The sequence below is a fragment of the Anaerobacillus alkaliphilus genome, from assembly GCF_004116265.1.
Classification (GTDB): domain Bacteria; phylum Bacillota; class Bacilli; order Bacillales; family Anaerobacillaceae; genus Anaerobacillus; species Anaerobacillus alkaliphilus.
Map to the genome: position 1 here is coordinate 260,738 of NZ_QOUX01000001.1, position 17,947 is coordinate 278,684.

General features: G+C 37.5%; 17 protein-coding genes, 1 tRNA gene, 1 other RNA gene, 1 pseudogene and 1 riboswitch. Of the genes and pseudogenes, 14 read left to right on the forward strand and 6 right to left on the reverse strand.

The annotated features are described in order from the left end of the window. Window positions 1-24 precede the first annotated feature (24 nt). From fumC to DS745_RS01355, 4 genes are all read left to right on the forward strand, one after another. Complete coding sequence (gene fumC / locus DS745_RS01340) at window positions 25-1,413, forward strand: class II fumarate hydratase (RefSeq protein ID WP_129076407.1); 1,389 nt, start codon at window positions 25-27, stop codon at window positions 1,411-1,413. Window positions 1,414-1,603: 190 nt separating this feature from the next. Continuing rightward, window positions 1,604-2,527, forward strand: a complete 924-nt coding sequence (locus DS745_RS01345) for a dipeptidase (RefSeq protein WP_129076408.1) — start codon at window positions 1,604-1,606, stop codon at window positions 2,525-2,527. Window positions 2,528-2,624: 97 nt separating this feature from the next. Continuing rightward, the gene (locus DS745_RS01350; RefSeq protein ID WP_161568139.1) at window positions 2,625-3,425 is read left to right on the forward strand and encodes a nitroreductase family protein; all 801 of its coding nucleotides are present in this window, start codon (window positions 2,625-2,627) and stop codon (window positions 3,423-3,425) included. A gap of 72 nt (window positions 3,426-3,497) precedes the next feature. After that, a complete protein-coding gene (locus tag DS745_RS01355; RefSeq protein WP_129076410.1) occupies window positions 3,498-3,707 on the forward strand; it encodes a hypothetical protein in 210 nt (69 codons plus the stop codon). Here the strand turns inward: DS745_RS01355 and DS745_RS01360 are convergent, their stop codons facing one another. Further along, window positions 3,708-4,187, reverse strand: a complete 480-nt coding sequence (locus DS745_RS01360; protein WP_129076411.1) for a DUF1722 domain-containing protein — start codon at window positions 4,185-4,187, stop codon at window positions 3,708-3,710. Window positions 4,188-4,286: 99 nt separating this feature from the next. Between DS745_RS01360 and DS745_RS01365 the strand changes: the two genes are divergently transcribed. From DS745_RS01365 to DS745_RS25325, 5 genes and pseudogenes are all read left to right on the forward strand, one after another. Then, on the forward strand, window positions 4,287-5,258 hold the full coding sequence (locus tag DS745_RS01365; RefSeq protein ID WP_129076412.1) for a YbgA family protein: 972 nt from the start codon (window positions 4,287-4,289) through the stop codon (window positions 5,256-5,258). Window positions 5,259-5,363: 105 nt separating this feature from the next. Next, window positions 5,364-6,515: an exonuclease SbcCD subunit D gene (locus DS745_RS01370; RefSeq protein ID WP_129076413.1), complete on the forward strand. Its 1,152-nt coding sequence runs from the start codon at window positions 5,364-5,366 to the stop codon at window positions 6,513-6,515. Beyond that, on the forward strand, window positions 6,512-9,655 hold the full coding sequence (locus tag DS745_RS01375; protein ID WP_129076414.1) for an AAA family ATPase: 3,144 nt from the start codon (window positions 6,512-6,514) through the stop codon (window positions 9,653-9,655). Before DS745_RS01370 ends, DS745_RS01375 begins: the two co-directional genes overlap by 4 nt. A gap of 260 nt (window positions 9,656-9,915) precedes the next feature. Further along, window positions 9,916-10,867: pseudogene (msrB, locus tag DS745_RS25065) on the forward strand (peptide-methionine (R)-S-oxide reductase MsrB). Window positions 10,868-11,051: 184 nt separating this feature from the next. Continuing rightward, entirely contained in the window at window positions 11,052-11,177 is a 126-nt protein-coding gene (locus DS745_RS25325; protein ID WP_277750892.1) for a hypothetical protein, read from the forward strand. 78 nt (window positions 11,178-11,255) lie between these two features. Here the strand turns inward: DS745_RS25325 and ssrS are convergent. Then, window positions 11,256-11,437, reverse strand: a non-coding RNA gene (gene ssrS, locus DS745_RS01390) — 6S RNA. A gap of 198 nt (window positions 11,438-11,635) precedes the next feature. On the opposite strand from ssrS, the gene DS745_RS01395 reads away from it, so the two are divergent. The 3 genes from DS745_RS01395 to bshB2 all read left to right on the forward strand — a co-directional run bounded on the left by DS745_RS01395 (window position 11,636) and on the right by bshB2 (window position 13,345). Then, window positions 11,636-12,178 carry a GNAT family N-acetyltransferase gene (locus DS745_RS01395; protein ID WP_241657684.1) on the forward strand — a complete coding sequence of 181 codons (543 nt, stop codon included), beginning with the start codon at window positions 11,636-11,638 and terminating at the stop codon, window positions 12,176-12,178. 145 nt (window positions 12,179-12,323) lie between these two features. Next, window positions 12,324-12,671, forward strand: a complete 348-nt coding sequence (locus DS745_RS01400) for a YojF family protein (RefSeq protein ID WP_129076417.1) — start codon at window positions 12,324-12,326, stop codon at window positions 12,669-12,671. 23 nt (window positions 12,672-12,694) lie between these two features. Further along, the gene (gene bshB2, locus DS745_RS01405; RefSeq protein WP_129076418.1) at window positions 12,695-13,345 is read left to right on the forward strand and encodes a bacillithiol biosynthesis deacetylase BshB2; all 651 of its coding nucleotides are present in this window, start codon (window positions 12,695-12,697) and stop codon (window positions 13,343-13,345) included. 321 nt (window positions 13,346-13,666) lie between these two features. Here bshB2 and DS745_RS01410 read toward each other — a convergent pair whose 3' ends face one another. Both DS745_RS01410 and DS745_RS01415 read right to left on the reverse strand, forming a co-directional pair. After that, window positions 13,667-13,897, reverse strand: a complete 231-nt coding sequence (locus tag DS745_RS01410; RefSeq protein WP_129076419.1) for a hypothetical protein — start codon at window positions 13,895-13,897, stop codon at window positions 13,667-13,669. An 80-nt stretch (window positions 13,898-13,977) separates the two neighbouring features. Next, a complete protein-coding gene (locus tag DS745_RS01415) occupies window positions 13,978-14,634 on the reverse strand; it encodes an HAD family hydrolase (RefSeq protein WP_129076420.1) in 657 nt (218 codons plus the stop codon). 126 nt (window positions 14,635-14,760) lie between these two features. Between DS745_RS01415 and DS745_RS01420 the strand changes: the two genes are divergently transcribed. Together DS745_RS01420 and DS745_RS01425 are read left to right on the forward strand one after the other, a co-directional pair. Continuing rightward, window positions 14,761-14,970, forward strand: coding sequence for a YozQ family protein (locus tag DS745_RS01420; protein ID WP_129076421.1), 210 nt, complete (start codon window positions 14,761-14,763; stop codon window positions 14,968-14,970). Window positions 14,971-15,081: 111 nt separating this feature from the next. Further along, a tRNA-Gln gene (locus tag DS745_RS01425) sits at window positions 15,082-15,151 on the forward strand. A 251-nt stretch (window positions 15,152-15,402) separates the two neighbouring features. Here DS745_RS01425 and DS745_RS01430 read toward each other — a convergent pair. Both DS745_RS01430 and DS745_RS01435 read right to left on the reverse strand, forming a co-directional pair. Then, entirely contained in the window at window positions 15,403-16,392 is a 990-nt protein-coding gene (locus tag DS745_RS01430; RefSeq protein WP_129076422.1) for a GGDEF domain-containing protein, read from the reverse strand. 79 nt (window positions 16,393-16,471) lie between these two features. Next, window positions 16,472-16,559: riboswitch (cyclic di-GMP riboswitch) on the reverse strand. 49 nt (window positions 16,560-16,608) lie between these two features. Next, the gene (locus DS745_RS01435) at window positions 16,609-17,841 is read right to left on the reverse strand and encodes an aminopeptidase (protein ID WP_241657685.1); all 1,233 of its coding nucleotides are present in this window, start codon (window positions 17,839-17,841) and stop codon (window positions 16,609-16,611) included. Window positions 17,842-17,947: the final 106 nt, after the last annotated feature.

Genomic DNA, 17,947 nt, shown 5'->3' on the forward strand with positions numbered 1-17,947 from the left:
ATTTATGTTAGGAGGGTCTTTATTTTGTCTTATCGAGTCGAGAAAGATACATTAGGAGAAGTAAAGGTTCCAGCAGATCGCTGGTGGGGGGCGCAAACGGAGCGGAGTCGTCAAAACTTTAAAATTGGAATAGAAAAAATGCCAAATGAAGTCATAGATGCATTTTTAATTTTGAAGAAAGCAGCGGCTATAAGTAACGAAAGATTAGGAAATTTACCAAGTGAAAAGGCAAAAGCCATTGTTCAGGCGATTGATGAGATTAGAAGTTCGAAAAGCTTTGATCATTTTCCTTTAGTTGTATGGCAAACAGGAAGTGGCACACAATCAAATATGAATGTCAATGAGGTAATTGCTTTTAAAGCAAACGAGTATTTAGCTCAAAAAAACAGCTCTACGGTCATTCATCCTAATGATGATGTCAACAAATCGCAAAGCTCAAATGATACATTTCCAACAGCTATGCACATTGCTGCGTTAGTAAAAGTTGAGGATGAATTACTAAAGAGTGTTTCAAATTTTAAAACAACATTACATGAGAAGGTATCGCAATTTCAAGACATCATTAAAATAGGTCGCACTCATTTACAGGACGCTACGCCACTTACTCTAGGTCAAGAAATTAGTGGCTGGCTGAGAATGATAGAGAAAACTGAACATATGGTAAAAGAAAGTGTTGAACATATACGTGAACTAGCCATCGGTGGAACAGCTGTTGGAACAGGGATTAATGCTCATCCTGATTTTGGCCGTCTAGTTGCGGAAGAAATTAGTCAAATTACCGGAAAAACGTTTGTTACTGCCAAAAATAAGTTTCATGCACTTACAAGTCATGATGAACTTGTCTATCTTCATGGATCATTAAAAGCGTTAGCAGCTGACCTAATGAAAATAGCCAATGATGTCCGCTGGTTGGCCAGTGGTCCACGTTCTGGTATTGGAGAAATTTCGATTCCAGCCAATGAGCCAGGTAGTTCGATCATGCCTGGAAAGGTCAATCCAACTCAAAGTGAAGCGTTAACGATGGTTGCTGTTCAAGTCATGGGGAATGATGCTGCAATCTCTTTTGCAGCAAGTCAAGGAAACTTTGAATTAAATGTCTTTAAGCCAGTCATTATTTATAACTTTATTCAATCAACAACACTATTAGCTGATGCCGTACAATCATTTAATGACAAATGTGCCGTTGGTATAGAAGCAAATCTGCAGGTAATTGAACAGCATGTAACAAATTCACTTATGCTTGTTACGGCACTTAATCCTCATATTGGCTATGAAAAAGCAGCAAAAATCGCGAAAAAGGCGCATGAAGAAGGAATCACATTAAAGGAAGCAGCTATTCAGACTGGATTTTTAACAGAAGAGCAATATGATAAAATTGTCGATCCTGCAAAAATGGTGGCTCCTAAAGAATAGTTGAAATTAAAATCACCCAACTCTAGGGTGATTTTATTGTTAGCAATAATATTTCAGCATTTCTAAAGAGGAATTTGCACAACTAGTACCGAAATTACAAAGACAAATGTAAAAGAGGGTTATCAAAACTATTCATTAAGAGACTAACACATCACAACTTATCAGGAAACTAGGGGAGAGTGGGAGACGTATGAAAATTATTGATACACATTGTGACGCTTTATTAAAGCTTTGGGAAGACAAAAACCGGTCGTATACCGACAGTCCAGAAATCGAAACAAATTTTCAACGTTTGCAACAAGGTGGAGTAAAAGGTCAACTGTATGCCATTTTTATCGATCCTGACAGCCCTTTTGATCAAAAATATCAGCTTGCCTTAGAGCAGATTGACCTATTTCATAGCGAGGTCGTTGGTAAGCACCAACAGATCAAGAAAATTGTGAATTGGGCGGATTTTGATCTGTTAGAAGAAGGTGAAATTGGCGCTGTCTTAACTCTTGAGGGTGCAGATGCTTTTGGAAATGATCTAAATAAGCTCATGCACTTTTATGACTTAGGGGTAAAATCACTCGGTTTAACTTGGAATAATGCGAATTTAGTTGCTGATGGTGTTGGCGAAAGCCGTGGTGCTGGTTTAACAGACTTTGGGAAAGAGGTTGTTAGGCTAAATAACGAGCGTAAAGTTTTGACCGATGTTTCGCACTTGAGTGTGAAAGGATTTTGGGATGTGATGGAGTTAGCTGACTATCCGATTGCGACACATTCAAATTCAATTACACTGTGTAACCATCGTAGGAATTTATCTGATGAACAAGCAAAAGCTATGTTTGAAAATCATGGGCTTGTTGGCATCGTTTTTAACCCTCCGTTTTTAACTGAAACGGGAACAGCTTCTATTACTGATATCATCAGACATATTGAACACTTCTGTTCACTTGGTGGTGAAACACAGATTTGCTTAGGTTCTGATTTTGATGGGATTTCTCAGTTTGTTGAAGGGTTAGAGGATGCATCAAAGTATCAACAATTAACAAACGAATTGTTAAAACACTATAGTGAAGACCAAGTGGCAGGTTTTGCTCATCAGAACTTTTTGAGGTTTATACCGCGCTAATTCCTTGCTTGGTAAAATTTTTCTTACTACTCATTTTCATTGATTTTAACTATGCTATAATAGTAATGGGAATGTGATGAAGCAAGGTGGTGTAAAGATGGTTTTACGCTTTGAAAAATGGTTTAAAGCAATTCAAATCCGTCGCTCAAGAAGAACGTATGTAACAAAACAAATTGAATCTGATAGTAAAGAAGTATTAACAGACATGATCGTTGAATTAAATCAACGCTACACTGGGGTAAAAGTAGTTTTTGTTGAAAAAGCTCCAGATGCTGTCTTTGTTGGTGCAGTTGGTCCGTACGGAAAAATTACTGGTGCTCCTGCCTACTTAGCGTTAGTTATTGATACAGATGAAAACTTTAATTATGAAAAGGCCGGGTTTATTGGGCAAGCATGTGTGTTAGAAGCAACCTTGCATGGGCTCTCCTCGTGCTGGGTTGGGGGCTACTTTAATAAAGTTATAGCGGCAGAAGAGGTTGGAATTAACGAAAATGAAAGAGTAGTTGCAGTTATTCCAATCGGTTATGCTAGAAAGAATTTAAGCCTAACCGAAAAGATGATGAACCAGGTGGGTGATTATCACAAAAGGAAATCCGTCGAGGATATTTCCGAAGGTTTAGCCCAAGAACAATGGCCGGACTGGGTAGGTTCAGTCGTTAAATCTGCTAGCTTGTCACCTTCTGCTTATAATCGTCAATCCATACATTTTGTTGTCGGCGAGGATGGGGAAACGATCACGTTAAGGATTACCAATCCTAGTGAAGAAACAAATGTACCAAAAGGAATTGATCGCGGGATAGCAATGCTACATACTGAAGTTGCAACGAACCACTTAAATATTCCCGGTGCTTGGCACTATGACAAAGAAGCGAATGTAGTCGCTTTTCAAAAATCCTAATAAACACTCTCACAAAAAGACTGTAGACGAAAAAACATCTACAGTCTTTTTCTATCTAGAGGAGGAATTCAGTTGAAAAATAAAATTGCAAAAACACTTTTTATCATCGGTGTATTAACAATCATAGTGGGTGGCGTTGTCGGTATTTATTTAATGATGACCGATTTTACTGGAGTGATGTTTTTTATTAGTTCGGTAGTAAGTGGAATATTCGTCATTGGCTTTTCTGAAATTATTAAACTTCTTGACGAGATTAACTCAAAACTCGAAAAAACAAAGTAGTTACTCTTCTACATAATGATTTTCGGTTAGGTGATATGTCTCTTTTTTCAAGGTTACTTCATTCCAAAGTAACTCTGAATAAAGGATCGTAGAGTTTTTTAAATAAGGTTGATCATATCTCTCTAAAAGCTGAATAAGATAGCTGAGTGTTTCGTTAATTTCTAACGGAGGCTCATCAAATTCGGTTTGAGTAATATCCTTGACCTTTGCTAATAAGGTAAAAAACAGTTGTTTCTCATCTGTTGAGGCAGTCTTTTTAAAATAGCCCCAAAGATGTTCTAATGTATTGATCATTCCTTTCGTTGTATAAGGATTTTCTCTAGTAGCTTTAATATATAAGTAAATTTTAAGATAATCCTCAGTAGACGTTGTCTGTTTAAATAAGGTTTTAACATGCGAATAATGCTGATAACCTTTGGCCATGACATCGTATTTATTTTTAGCCCAAAGCTTCTCTGTTGTAATCTTGATCTTTTTCATAGAATGAACTCCTAAAGGACATAATGTTGATATGTGTAGTGTTATTATTATAATACTTATTTGTTCAAAATAGGAAACCTTAAACAAGTGGGGGAAACCATGCGAGAATTTGTAAAACCAAAGGTAGTCGTAAGCAAATGTTTAGAATTTCAAGAGTGTCGTTACGACGGTGAGATTATCCGTGACCAAACGGTACATAATTTATTGCCATTTGTCGATTTTATCCCGGTTTGCCCAGAGGTAGAAATTGGGTTAGGAGTGCCTAGGGACGTCATTCGGATCATCGACAACAACGGAGAAGATGCACTTTATCAGCCTGCAAAAAAGCAAGATTTGACGGAAAAGATGGTTCGTTTTTCTGAACAATTTCTAGCTGAAGTAGGGGAAATTGACGGATTTATCTTAAAAAATCGTTCTCCTAGTTGTGGAATGAACGATGTGAAAGTATATGCCAAAGCTGAAAAATCACCGATCGTTCGCTCGAGCAGTGGATTATTTGGGAAACAGGTTCAAGAAAGATTTGGTTATTTAGCGGTTGAAGATGAAGGTCGGTTAAAAAACTGGACAATACGAGAACATTTTTTTACAAAGCTATTTACAATCGCTGCTTTTAAAAAGCTGAAAAAACAAGGTCTCATAGCAGACCTAGTTGAATACCATGCAAGTAATAAATATCTATTTATGGCGTATCAGCCCACGACTTTGAAAAAAATGGGTCACATCGTTGGCAACCATGAGCGGAAATCACTTCAAGAAATTTTCGAAGAATATGAAAAAGAGCTTTATAACCTGTTTCAGAAACTTCCGAAATACACATCAAACATTAGTGTGAGTCAACATCTGTTTGGATTTTTTTCCAAAGAATTGTCTAGTAAAGAAAAAGAATTCTTTATTACGATGATTGATAAGTACAAAAAGAAAAAAGTGCCATTAAGTAGCGTCGTTAGCTTATTAAAATCATGGGCACTGCGATTTGATAATGACTACTTATTAAAACAAACCTATTTTGACCCATACCCTGAACGTCTCGTTGAAATTAGTGACTCAGGAAAAGGCAGGGATTATAGGTAAGACCCCATTATTCTAGCAATGGGGTTATTTTTTTAGAGGTATGTCGGGCGACTTGTTTTTGTTCATGGTAGAATGTAATAAGAAAAAAGTATGAGGGGGATTATTGTGAAGTTTATTCATACAGCAGATTGGCATTTAGGCAAGCTTGTCCATGGAATTCATATGACAGAAGATCAAAAGCATATGTTAGAACAATTTGTGCAGCTCGTTGCTGAAGAAAAACCAGATGCGGTTGTCATTGCAGGTGACTTATACGACCGTTCTGTACCACCTACAGCGGCAGTTGAGGTTTTGCATGATGTCTTCTATACAATTACCACTGAGCTAAATATACCTGTCTTAGCCATATCAGGGAACCACGATAGTGGCGAACGTATTCACTTCGGAAATCAACTTTTCCGTAAGAGTAATTTATTTATTGAAGGTAAACCAACAAAACACTTTTCCCCAGTTCAAATAAATGGAGTAAATTTTTACTTAATGCCATATGCAGAACCTAGTACAATTCGTTATTTGCTTGATGATGCATCGATTTTTAATCATGAAGATGCGATGAAACGAATGGTTCAGTTAATGGAACAATCTCTTAATCCGAATGATCCAAACGTAATGATCGGACATGCCTTTGTCTTAGGTGGTATGCAATCTGATTCTGAGAGAAGTTTATCGGTAGGTGGGTCTGAGGTCATTGGTGCAGAGGTATTTTCGCCGTTTCACTATACAGCTTTAGGTCATCTTCATAGTCCAAGTGCGATTAACCATCCGACAGTTTATTATTCAGGATCGTTAATGAAATACTCGTTCTCGGAAGCGAAACAAGAAAAGTCTGTTTCTATTGTAACAATTGATGATAAAGGTTCGATTTCAGTTGCTTACAAGAGTCTGACTCCAAAATATGATATGAGAATTATTGAAGGGCATATTGAAGAGCTACTAGATAGTAATTTCTATCTATCTCAAAATGTAGAAGACTATCTAAAAATTAGGTTACTAGACGAAGGAGCACTTATCGATCCGATCGGCAAATTGCGTACGGTTTATCCTAATGTCCTTCATTTAGAACGAAAAGTCGAACAACAAGATGCCAAAAAAGATAAATTGTATCACATTGATGCAAGCAAACAAAAAGGCACGCTTGATCTATTCACTAGCTTCTATAATGAAATGACAACGAATGAGTTTAACCAGGAAAAACAAGAAGTCTTAACAAAAGTTATTGAGGCTGTCGAAGGGAACAAGGGGGTAACTTGTAAATGAGACCTTTAAAATTAACGATGCAAGCATTTGGTCCTTATGCTACAAAGCAAGAAGTAGATTTTACGAAATTAGGCGAAAAGACAATGTTTGTCGTATCAGGACCTACAGGCGCTGGGAAAACGACAATCTTTGATGGAATTAGCTTTGCGATCTATGGAAAAGCAAGTGGTGACGATCGGAGTGGTGCAGACCTTCGCAGCCAATTCACTCAAGACGATACTCTGACAGAGGTATCGCTTGTATTCGAGCTTCGAGGAAAACGATATTTAATCATTCGAAGTCCACAACAAGAAAAAAGAAAATCTCGCGGTGAGGGAACGACTACGATTAACTCAAAGGCTGAGTTATATGAGCTGAAGGAAGATGAAAATCAGTTATTAGCATCGAATGTTCGTGAAGTCGATGAAAAAGTGGACGAAATCATGAAAATTGATTGCCATCAATTCCGCCAGATTATGATGATTCCTCAAGGAGAGTTTCGAAAGCTGTTAGTTTCTGAGAGTAAAGATAAAGAAAAAATTCTTCAGAAGCTATTTCATACTGAACACTATAAAGGGATTGAAGATAAGCTTAGAGAAAGCGCAGCACATTTACGAAAGCAAGTAGAGCGAAGTATGCTTGAACGCAAAAGTTATATTGACCGAATTCAATCACAGGGTAACGAGAAGCTTGGAGAGTTATTACAAAGCGAGCATGTGAATATAAAAGATTTACTACAAGAGCTAAAAATGGTTATTGAGGAAGATCAAGGTAGCCTTACGAATTTTGCTAGTACGATTACTAGTAAAGAGGAGTTACGGAAGCTGATTGAAACAGAAATTCACCATGGCAACTCGCTACTAGAGCAAATGGAGCTAAAGGATCAACTACTAGAGTTAAAACAAAAGTTAGAAGCTAGACAGCCCGACTTTCAGAAGATAGTAGAGGCTATTCAGTTAGCTGAAAAAGCGGCTATTTTATTTCAACATGAAGAACGGAGCATAGAGGCAGCCCGTCAAGTCGTTACGAAAGAACAAGAGCTACAAAATGCTCAAAACCTCATTGAAAGCTTAACTACGTTGTTAAAAGAAAAACAAGGTCGCTTACAAGAGGAAGAAGAGAATGCAAGCGTTAGGGAAGCTTACCGTCAGGAAATTGGTCGTTTGCAGCTTTTGGAAAAAGATATCTTGTCATTTTTGACGATTGAACAAGACGTCAAACGATTACATGCTTCTTTAGAAACGTTAAAGGAAAATAAAGGCAAGTATGAGAGCCAGTTAACAAAGGTTGAAGAACAACAGGAAAGCTTAGGTAAGGAAAAAGAAGTGATCAACGAAGCGAAGCTAAAGAAAGCTGAGGTCGCTGTTCAGATCTCATCTGAAGAGCGAATGTTAGAAAGAGTTACCCTTTTACTAACCAATAAAAAACAATTAATTACGCTAGAAAATCAATTTTCCAATACAGAAGATGATCGTGATGAGCTAGAAGAAACTATGACAGAGAAAAATGCAGCACTCGAAAGTTTGCTAGACTCGTGGAATAAAGGTCAAGCAGGACTGTTAGCACAACACCTCGGGGACGATCACCCATGTCCTGTGTGTGGAGCGACGGATCATCCGAACAAAGCGACAATTCACGGTGATATGCCAACAGAAGCACAAATTAAGGAAGCAAGGCAAGTGGTGAAGGAAGTAGAACTAGAGAAACAAAAAATTGACTCGCTTTATTATGAGGCAAAATCTAAATTTGAAACACAAATGGACCAAGTCATAAAACTAGCGGATGAGGTAAGTGAAAATCTTCCACAACCATTACGATCAGCTTCTCTTGAAGAACTACAGGAGCATTATGAAGACAAGTGTCAGCAGTTAAACCAGGAGTTAAAACAATTGGAAGAGAAAATTGGTTCTGCTCTAAAGGTGGATGAGCAAATTCAACTACTCGTGTCACAAGCTCAAAAAGTGAAGGAACTACTAACAAAATGCACGGATGAACATGAAAGCCTCTATACGTCCTATATCGAAAAACGTGGTGAATACAAGCGTTTAATTGATACGCTCCCGGAAGAACTACGTAACGAAAATGAATATAGACATCAGGTAGCTAGTCAACAACAACGTTTGAAGAAGCTCGAAACAGCGTACCAAGAGGCTCAAACAGCAGTGGCTGAGACAACGCGGAAAATCGCTTCAGTAGAAGGATCGCTTTCGTCCCTGCAAAAAGTGGTTACTGAATTAAAAGAACGCCAAAAAGAATTGCAGCAAACGTTTCAAGACAAACTTCAGGAGTTAGGATTTAGTTCGATCATCGATTATAGTGAAGGAAAGCTACCGGAGATTGAAGTCAAAAGATTAGCAGAAAAGGTACAGTCATATCGTGAGGAATTGCGATCTGTCACGGATCGTTATAACGATTTAGTGGTCCGTTTAACCAACATCGAAAAGCCTGACTTAGAGACATTAAACAATAAATTACAAGCAGTCCTTGGTGAAATCTCTGAATTGCAGGAGCAACGAAATATTCTCTACCATAAAGTACAGACCAACACGAATATTTATGAAACAATAGAAAGCATAAACAAGCAAATGGCTTCTGTTGAGGAAGAATACAAAACGGTTGGGGAACTAGCTGATATTGCAGCCGGGAAAAATACTTATCGGATTACATTTGAACGATTTGTATTGGCATCGTTTTTAGATGACATCATTAAAGCCGCAAACGCTAGATTAAATCGAATGACAAATGGACGTTATCAGCTGCAAAGAAAAACGGAACGTTCAAAAGGTAATGCCCAGAGTGGGTTAGAGTTATTAGCATTTGACCAATATACAGGCGGTTCTCGCCATGTAAAAACATTATCTGGTGGAGAGAGTTTTAAAGCATCTCTATCCTTAGCATTAGGTTTAGCAGATATTGTTCAGAGCTACTCAGGTGGAGTTTCAATGGAAACAATGTTTATTGATGAAGGCTTCGGAACATTAGATCCAGAGTCTTTAGAGAACGCCATTGAAACATTAATTGACATTCAAAGTACTGGGCGACTTGTAGGAGTGATCTCTCACGTTCCGGAATTAAAAGAACGTATTGATGCCCGATTTGAAGTAGCTTCTACTCAATCTGGTAGTGTTGTTAAGTATTATGGAGATACGGTATCTATGTAATTAGGTGTAAGAGGGTGTCCAAAAGCAGGGACACCCTCTTTTTTATATGGCGGCCATATATTCCACTAATTTCGTATTTTTTGGCTATCATGGATTAAACGTCCACTGTAATATTATTAGTCAATAACTGGACTTTCGTTGTATCTACAGCAAAAAGTTCACCAACTTTTCTTCCTACTTCCACAATTTTGAGCATTGTTTAGGAATGTGTTGGGAACAATTGCTATAATGTAAATAGTTTAAATTAAAGGGGTGTTAGTATGCCTATAGAAAAAGCAACATTTGCTGGAGGATGTTTTTGGTGCATGGTGAAGCCGTTCCACGAACAAGAAGGAATCCATAGTGTAACTGTCGGTTATACAGGTGGTCATACGGAAAAGCCAACATATAAAGAAGTATGTCAAGAAAACACGGGACATTATGAAGCAGTTCAAATTACATTTGATCCTGAACTGTATCCTTATGAAAAGTTACTAGATGTGTTTTGGAAACAAATTGATCCAACTGATCCAGGCGGTCAATTTGGAGATAGAGGCCAGTCGTATCAAACAGCTATCTTTTACCATAGCAAAGAACAAGAGGAGAAAGCAGAACACTCTAAGAAACAACTCGAGGAAAGCGGAAGATTTACAAAGCCAATTGTAACAGCAATTCTTCCTGCAAGTACGTTCTATGTTGGTGAAGACTACCATCAAGATTATTATAAGAAAAACCCGGCTCATTATTCGTTATATAGTGTTGGCTCAGGCCGAGTCGGGTTTATTAAGACACATTGGGAGGACGAGAATAATGAGTGAAGAGTTAAAAAAGCGATTAACGCCAATGCAATATGAAGTTACACAGCGAAATGGGACAGAACCACCGTTTCAAAATGAGTATTGGAATAAAAAGGAAGAAGGTATTTACGTAGATATTATCAACGGCGAACCCCTATTTTCATCGACGGATAAGTTTGACTCGGGTTGTGGTTGGCCAAGTTTCACCAAACCACTTTCAGAAGATCTCATCGTTGAAAAAAGTGATTTAAGTCATTTTATGATTCGAACTGAAGTGCGCACAAAAAGCTCTGACTCACATTTAGGTCATGTGTTTAATGACGGGCCACCGCCAACTAATCTCCGCTATTGTATCAATTCAGCAAGTTTAGATTTCATATCAAAAGAGCAGCTTAGTGAAAAAGGGCTTGGTCAATACTTAGAGCTTTTTAAATAGATGAATGAGTAAAAGAAAGGACAGTATCGATACTGTCCTTTTACATGTGTATTGTCATATTCAACAGTAGCTATACATAAGATTTCCTATACTATTCTTTCAGGGAATAGTATATAGTGTTATTTTTCTGACTATTCAAACAAATCATGGAAACAAATCTAACGAAAATGGAGTGTTGTTATTCATGGCAAAAAGGAAGCGTATCAGAAAAACAATTCGTATGGTAATTCGTGAAGCAAAAAGAGAACAGAAAGAGCAAACGCAGAATACAAAATCATTGTTACAACAGAAAGGCAATTTTGAAGAGTAACATCAGAGACATATGTTTAGTGCTAGAGATTAATAAAAGCCTGCATTCAGTCGAATGCAGGCTTTACTAAGTTATGTATGGTGTCCCGCTCTGACGTAACTCCTAGTGTCTCAATACCCGCTCTCAAGCAGGTGGGTATCCTCGGTTATTGTTCCAACTTCCAATTAGCTTACTTGGCTTGTTGTCCGAATAACTATGTGAATTCCCTTTAACAATGCATCGGTTTGAGACATCTTAAGTCACGCTCATCGCAGGATGTTGTAGAACCGTTTTCTTATATTTATATATTAATATAGATTTGTGGCGGAGGCAATAGTTACTTCTTGCCAAAAATACAGTAAAGATTGGTAGCAATATTACCATGGATTTTGTTGTTACCATATCCAGATTAAGGTACTATCTTATTATCATATGCTTTTTTTTCTGAATTTTTTACTAAACTTAAAGGTGGGGATCGTATGTTTATGTTTGAGACAGACAGACTAGTGTTACGTCCGTTCGAGGAAAAAGATGCTCCTGCGGTACAGACATTAACCAGTAATATTGAATTGGCTCGGACGACACTACATATTCCATACCCATACCCGGCAGGTTATGCTACTCATTGGATCGCCAGTTGTAAAGATAGATTGAAAAAAGGTAATAGTTATTCGTTTGCGATTATCTTAAAAGAGACAACGGAATTAGTTGGCTGCATCACCTTAACCGTCGCTTTAAATCATAAACGAGGCGAAATTGCCTATTGGATAGGGAAACCTTATTGGCACAACGGTTATGCGACAGAGGCTACAATAAGAATCATTGAATTTGCATTTCATCAACTTCAACTAAATCGTGTTTGGGCGTGTGTAATGACAAAAAATAAAGCTTCGATAGAGGTAATGAAAAAGTCTGGTCTATTATATGAAGGTACGTTTCCACAACATGTCCTTAAGTGGGAACAGTATGAGGACGTTTCTTACTATGGGATTTTAAAAGACCAATATGAAAAAATAAGTTAGGCAGTATGGGAAACCAAGGGATTAATCCAAAAATATGTTCTAACGATAGATTAGGGTTATCTTACTTAGATAGAAGCGGATTTTGAGTAGTTATGGCGAACATATGGTAAAATGCAAGAAAGTATTTTGTAGGAGGATAAAATGAATGAAGCCTATCATTGTTGATCAAGTTGAAGAATTATTAAATAACTTTAAAGATAAGCCAATATACTTACATTTAGAAACGACCAACGGAGCTTATGCGGCGCATCGTAACGAAGGGATGATGACGGTTAGTGCATTTATTCGCAACGGAAAAATTCAGTTTTCACACGGCAAAATCACAGGGAGTCACCCTTACCGTGTAGGACTTAAGCTAGAGGATGGCTGGGTTTATGCTCAAGGGCTGACTGATTGGGAAGTTACGTCAGACGGTCAGATTCTGCTCGCTGGACATGATAGTGAAGGTAGAATAGCGATTTCATTACAATTGAGCGAAAAACCATTTAACTAGTAGAGGGAAAGAAGGGATAGACAATGAAAGAAAATCATGTTCTAGTTGTATTTCCTCACCCAGACGATGAATCATTTGGTCCGGGTGGTACAATTGCTGAATATACACAATCCGGGATCCCGGTAACATACGCTTGTTTAACATTAGGGGAAATGGGGCGGAATATGGGCACGCCGCCATTTGCAAATCGTGAAACCCTTCCTTTATTAAGAAAAGAAGAGCTTGCAGATGCATGTGCTATTTTAGGCATAAACGATTTACGCATGCTTGGATACAGAGACAAGACGGTTGAATTTGAAGATGAAGATAAGGTTATTGCCTCAATTAAAGAGATTATTAACGAGATTAAACCATCATTAATTATTACACATTACCCTGGACATGGGGTGCATCCTGACCACGATGCAACAGGCCATGCAACAGTAGAGGCTGTTCGTCAGCTACCAGTAGCTGAGCGTCCTACCGTCCATTGTATGGCAATTACAAAAGAACGGGAAAGAGTTCTTGGAAAGCCAGATGTAGTGAAAGACGTCAGCGAAACGATGGATACAAAAATAGCTGCCATTAAAGCGCACCGTTCGCAAACAGAAGCTATCTTCAAACAAAGCAGCAATCAAAAAGTTAACTTAAGAAATTGGTTAACTGAAGAACAATTCTGGACTTACCGTTTTTAAAGAGGCTCTTTTCGTAAACATTGCTCCTGCGGTTACTCGTCGCACAAAAAAAACATTGCTCCTGCGGTTACTCGTCGCACAAAAAACTGTGGCTTTTTTATCCTAAAATAATCGGAAAAATACTCTAGATGAGGAAGTCAGCCAATAAATTATGTAAGAAAAGAGCTGTACTTACTAAATTAGTGGTAAATTCTTAGTAATTTGTGTAAAAATCCGGCTTTTTGGATTTTTACGAAGAAACAAACTTTGCGAAAACAGCTTTTTAAAAAAAGGTAGCACTTCTCTAATGCCTACGCATGATGAAAAGTACTACCTTTTCTTTTAGATTTCGTCAAAATTACCCCTAATCATCGTTAGTAATTGTGAGTATGCATCTTCATCTTCAAAAAATTCAGGGTACCATTCACTTTCAATCCATTGAATTAACTGCTCTTTATTTTGAAAAACCTCGCCACTCGTATCGGAGTTTCGTAACATATATTTTCCGTTATCTTCGTCGATAGTAACTAAACAAGGGATCGCACCATCTTTAGCCTTAATAATAAATTCCATGTTTTCAGTGACCTCCTTCCTGTGTAACAATTTTAGCTTTTGTCATAGACTATTTTTTCATGAGAGGAGGCAAAGGCTAATTATGAGAGTATTTCCCATTTTCTGTTTTGAGCTACTTCTAATAATTTAGAGTCAGGTTTTACAGCTACTGGGTTACCAACAAGTTCTAACACATTTAAATCCGAAAAGCTATCGCCATACGCGTAACTATTTTCCCAATCCACATCATCATTTACTAGCTGGGCAATAATGTTCTCAGTTTTTCTTTGACCATGGATATGGATAACAGGAGCATGTTTATCTATTTCCATGTTTCTAAAAGGTATGCTTGTCCCAATAATACAATCAAAGTGAACTTCTTTTGTCACCGAGTGGAGTAATGGCTCAAAGGCACCTGATACTAACATAATATAGTATCCATCTTTACTATGTTGTTCTAATCGTTGTAAAACAGTTTCACTTAATTTTTGACTCATTTCCCCACCTAATAAAGAGAAGAAATGGTGAATTTCATTTTTAGATGATTGACCGAAAGATGAGATATAAGATCTCATGGAATATTCCTTCATTTTTTGTTCAGGATAAAGTTTGCACTTGTATGCTACATACACTGGCAGGATTTTCGAGAGGAAGCGGCGATATCTGCCACTGTGCTGTTTTTTCAAATGCTTCATCATTAATGGAAACGTCTCTTCTGGAAATAATGTACCGTCAAAATCAAAAATGGCTACCTTCACTGATTAGCTTCCTTTCTAAATGTTATTTATTGTAATTGTATGATTTTGTTAATTGGTTTTGCAAGCTTAATTTTTAGATAGGAGAAACAAAGGCGGGCATACTACGAAAAAGGAGGTGTGTTTGTAATGGGAAAAAAGGATAATAAAAGTGTAAGTGCACAAGTTGCAGAAAATTCATATGATCCTTCAGATTATCATAGTAATAAAGATGTAGATAAGGGCCTAGCCATTACTCATGAACAAGTAAGTGATATGTATGTGGAAGGTACGATTGATGGTGAGATTGACAATTATGATGAAAAGCTGAAAGAGTTTCCTCGTCGTTCTGGAGAGTAGAGCACTCCCATATAAAATGCGAGCTTGGGGCGGCCCAGGCTCGTTTTATGTTGTAAGACAATAACTCGTGTATAAGTTTTTATCTTTCTGTAAAAGCTATAATTGTTTCATGAGTGCGTAGCTCAACGGTAGAGCAACTAGCTTGCCTAGTATTTAGCTGGTTCAATTCCAGCCGCACTCCTAGCCGTTCCCCATGAAGAAAAGAAAGGAGTTAGAGAAGGATTTTTATCTATTCTCTAACTCCTTTCTTTTTAGTTGGCTCTTTTCGTAAACATTTTTGCTTTTTTACCCTAAAAGGTGAAGATATCAGCCAATTAATTATGTAAGAAAAGAGCAATACTGACTTAATTAATTGTGCATTCTTAGTATTTTGTGTAAAATTCCGGCATTTGGGATTTTTACGAAAGCAACTAACTTTGCAAAAACAGCCTTTTAGTTAGAAAAAATTTTGTTGCGTCCCAAGTCTTTTGCTTTGTACAATAATTGATCTGCCTCGCTAAGGATTTCAACTAATTCATAATTATATTCGCTAGCTTCAACAATTCCTCCGCTTATCGTAATGGACAGGGTGCTGCCTTTGACATTAAACGAATGTAATTCAATCTTAGTACGAATATGTTCAAATATTTCAAAAGCATTATCCTTGGGTATCCCTTTTAGGATTAGCAGAAATTCTTCTCCACCCCAGCGTACTACATAGGAGTCTTTAGGTATTGTTTCTTTTATAATTGAGGCCGTTGTCTTTAAGATCATATCACCGGATAAGTGACCGTAACGATCGTTCAATTGCTTAAAATTATCTAGATCACAAAAAGCAATAGATAAAGGGAGAGAACCTTGTTTTGCTTTGGTAATTTCCTCTAAAAGGGCAGCTTCTCCTCCATTACGATTTAAAACCTCTGTAAGATAATCTATTTTAGAATTTCCAATGGTTTCTTTTAAACGTTCCTGATAAAAGAGAACACTGTACCCTAAGGCAAAGTAGGTAAGTGAATAAACTCCGCCTTGAATCATTTGTAAAAAGGTAACAGTAGACATTGAATAAATGTTAACGAACGTTAGTATGGATGCAGACAGTGCTAAAATAAACAAAGACCGATTATAAAATGACTGAGCTAGGATAGCAACCGACGAGATTACCGGTAAATAATACATCGGGTAAAACGGACTTTCTACGTTACCAGAAAAGTAAATAATGAAGAAAGCAACTAACAGCTGTGTCATATGAATGATGAATGGATACCGTTTTATGTACTTAATTGTGACTAGGTTGAAGATAGAAAGGAATATAAAAAGACCTAAAAGCCACGACCCGTTGCTCGTTCCCCAAAAGTACAAGACAACCCAAAAATATAGATTGCTTTGGAGTACAGCCAGGATTGTCATAACGATTTTCTCTTTTTTATCAATTGATGTAGTCATAATATCACCTCAATAAAAAAACATAAGACTTATTCGTGCCGAATAAGTCTTATGTTGAGCACAATCATTTCCAACATCATTCGGTAACCTAGCTATCATAGTTTTAAAAAACATTAGACCTATGGCTTTGCGTCCTAGACTTTCGTACTAGTTTGCCTTTATCAAATTATTACTATTTTACCATGAATAAGGAACTACTACAAATGATTTATTCTATTAAAACGCCCAGTTTCCATTTCTAAATAAAGGCTCACGTTCGCCGTCTTTGGTAACACCGTCTATGTTCATTTCACTTGAACCGATCATGAAGTCAACGTGAGTGATACTTGTGTTTACACAGTGCTGCTCAAGCTCTTCCTTGGACATTGTCTTCCCGCCTTCAAGGTTAAAAGAGTATGCATTTCCAATTGCTAAATGGCTTGAGGCATTTTCATCGAACAAGGTATTATAAAAAATAATGTTCGAGTTTGAAATAGGAGAGTCATGAGGAACAAGTGCTACTTCTCCTAAGTAATGAGAACCCTCATCTGTTTCGACTAAACGTTTTAATGTTTCATAGCCTTCTTCTGCTGTAAAATCAACAATTCTTCCGTTTTCAAAGGTTATGCTAAAGTTATTGATCACGTTGCCACTATAGTTTAATGGTTTCGTACTTTGTACAACTCCATGGACACCATCTCTTTTTGGAAGCGTAAATACTTCTTCAGTAGGCATGTTCGCGACAAAGTTAACCCCATTTTCGTTATTGCCACCGCCACCAACCCATAGGTGCTTTTCAGGAAGTTCAATTGTTAAATCGGTTCCAGGAGCCTGGTAGTGTAGCTTTGCATACTTCTTCTCATTTAAGTACTCAACTTTATTTAAAAGTTTACTATTATGTTCACGCCATGCTGCGACTGGGTCTTCTAAGTCTGCACGTGTAGCCATTAAGATAGCTTCCCATAGTTTTGCCATGCTTTCTTCTTCTGTTGTATTTGGAAACACCTTCTGGGCCCACTCTTTAGATGGAGCCGCAATGACGCACCAGCTGACTTTATCAGCTTGAACATAGTTGCGATATTTTTCAAGTGCTACTCCTCTAGCTTTATTGGCATTTGAAATTCTTTCAGGATCGACCCCTTTTAGTAGGTCTGGGTTTGCTGCAACAATACTCATAAATGCGGCACCGTTTTCAGCCAATTCTTCAAACCCTTTTGCTTTCCACGCCGGGAACTCCAAGAAAGCTTCGTCAGGGGCTAACGTATACTTTAATAGCGTAAGTTCTTCATCATTCCACTCAATGACGACATCTTTTGCTCCAGCTTCATAAGCTTTTTTAGCTACTAGACGGACAAATTCCATGTTGTTCGTCGGTGCGTTAATTACTAATGTTTGTCCTTGTTGAATGTTAATACCAACTCGTACTGCAATATCAGCATATTTTTCTAAGTTTTGTTCAAATGTACTCACAATCATTGCTCCCTTACGTATGTATTTTAAAGGTATTCAACCTCTATTAGTATCTTACCAAAAGAGGGGTGTAGAGGAAACGTTTTTCAATTCACCCCTCTCGTTA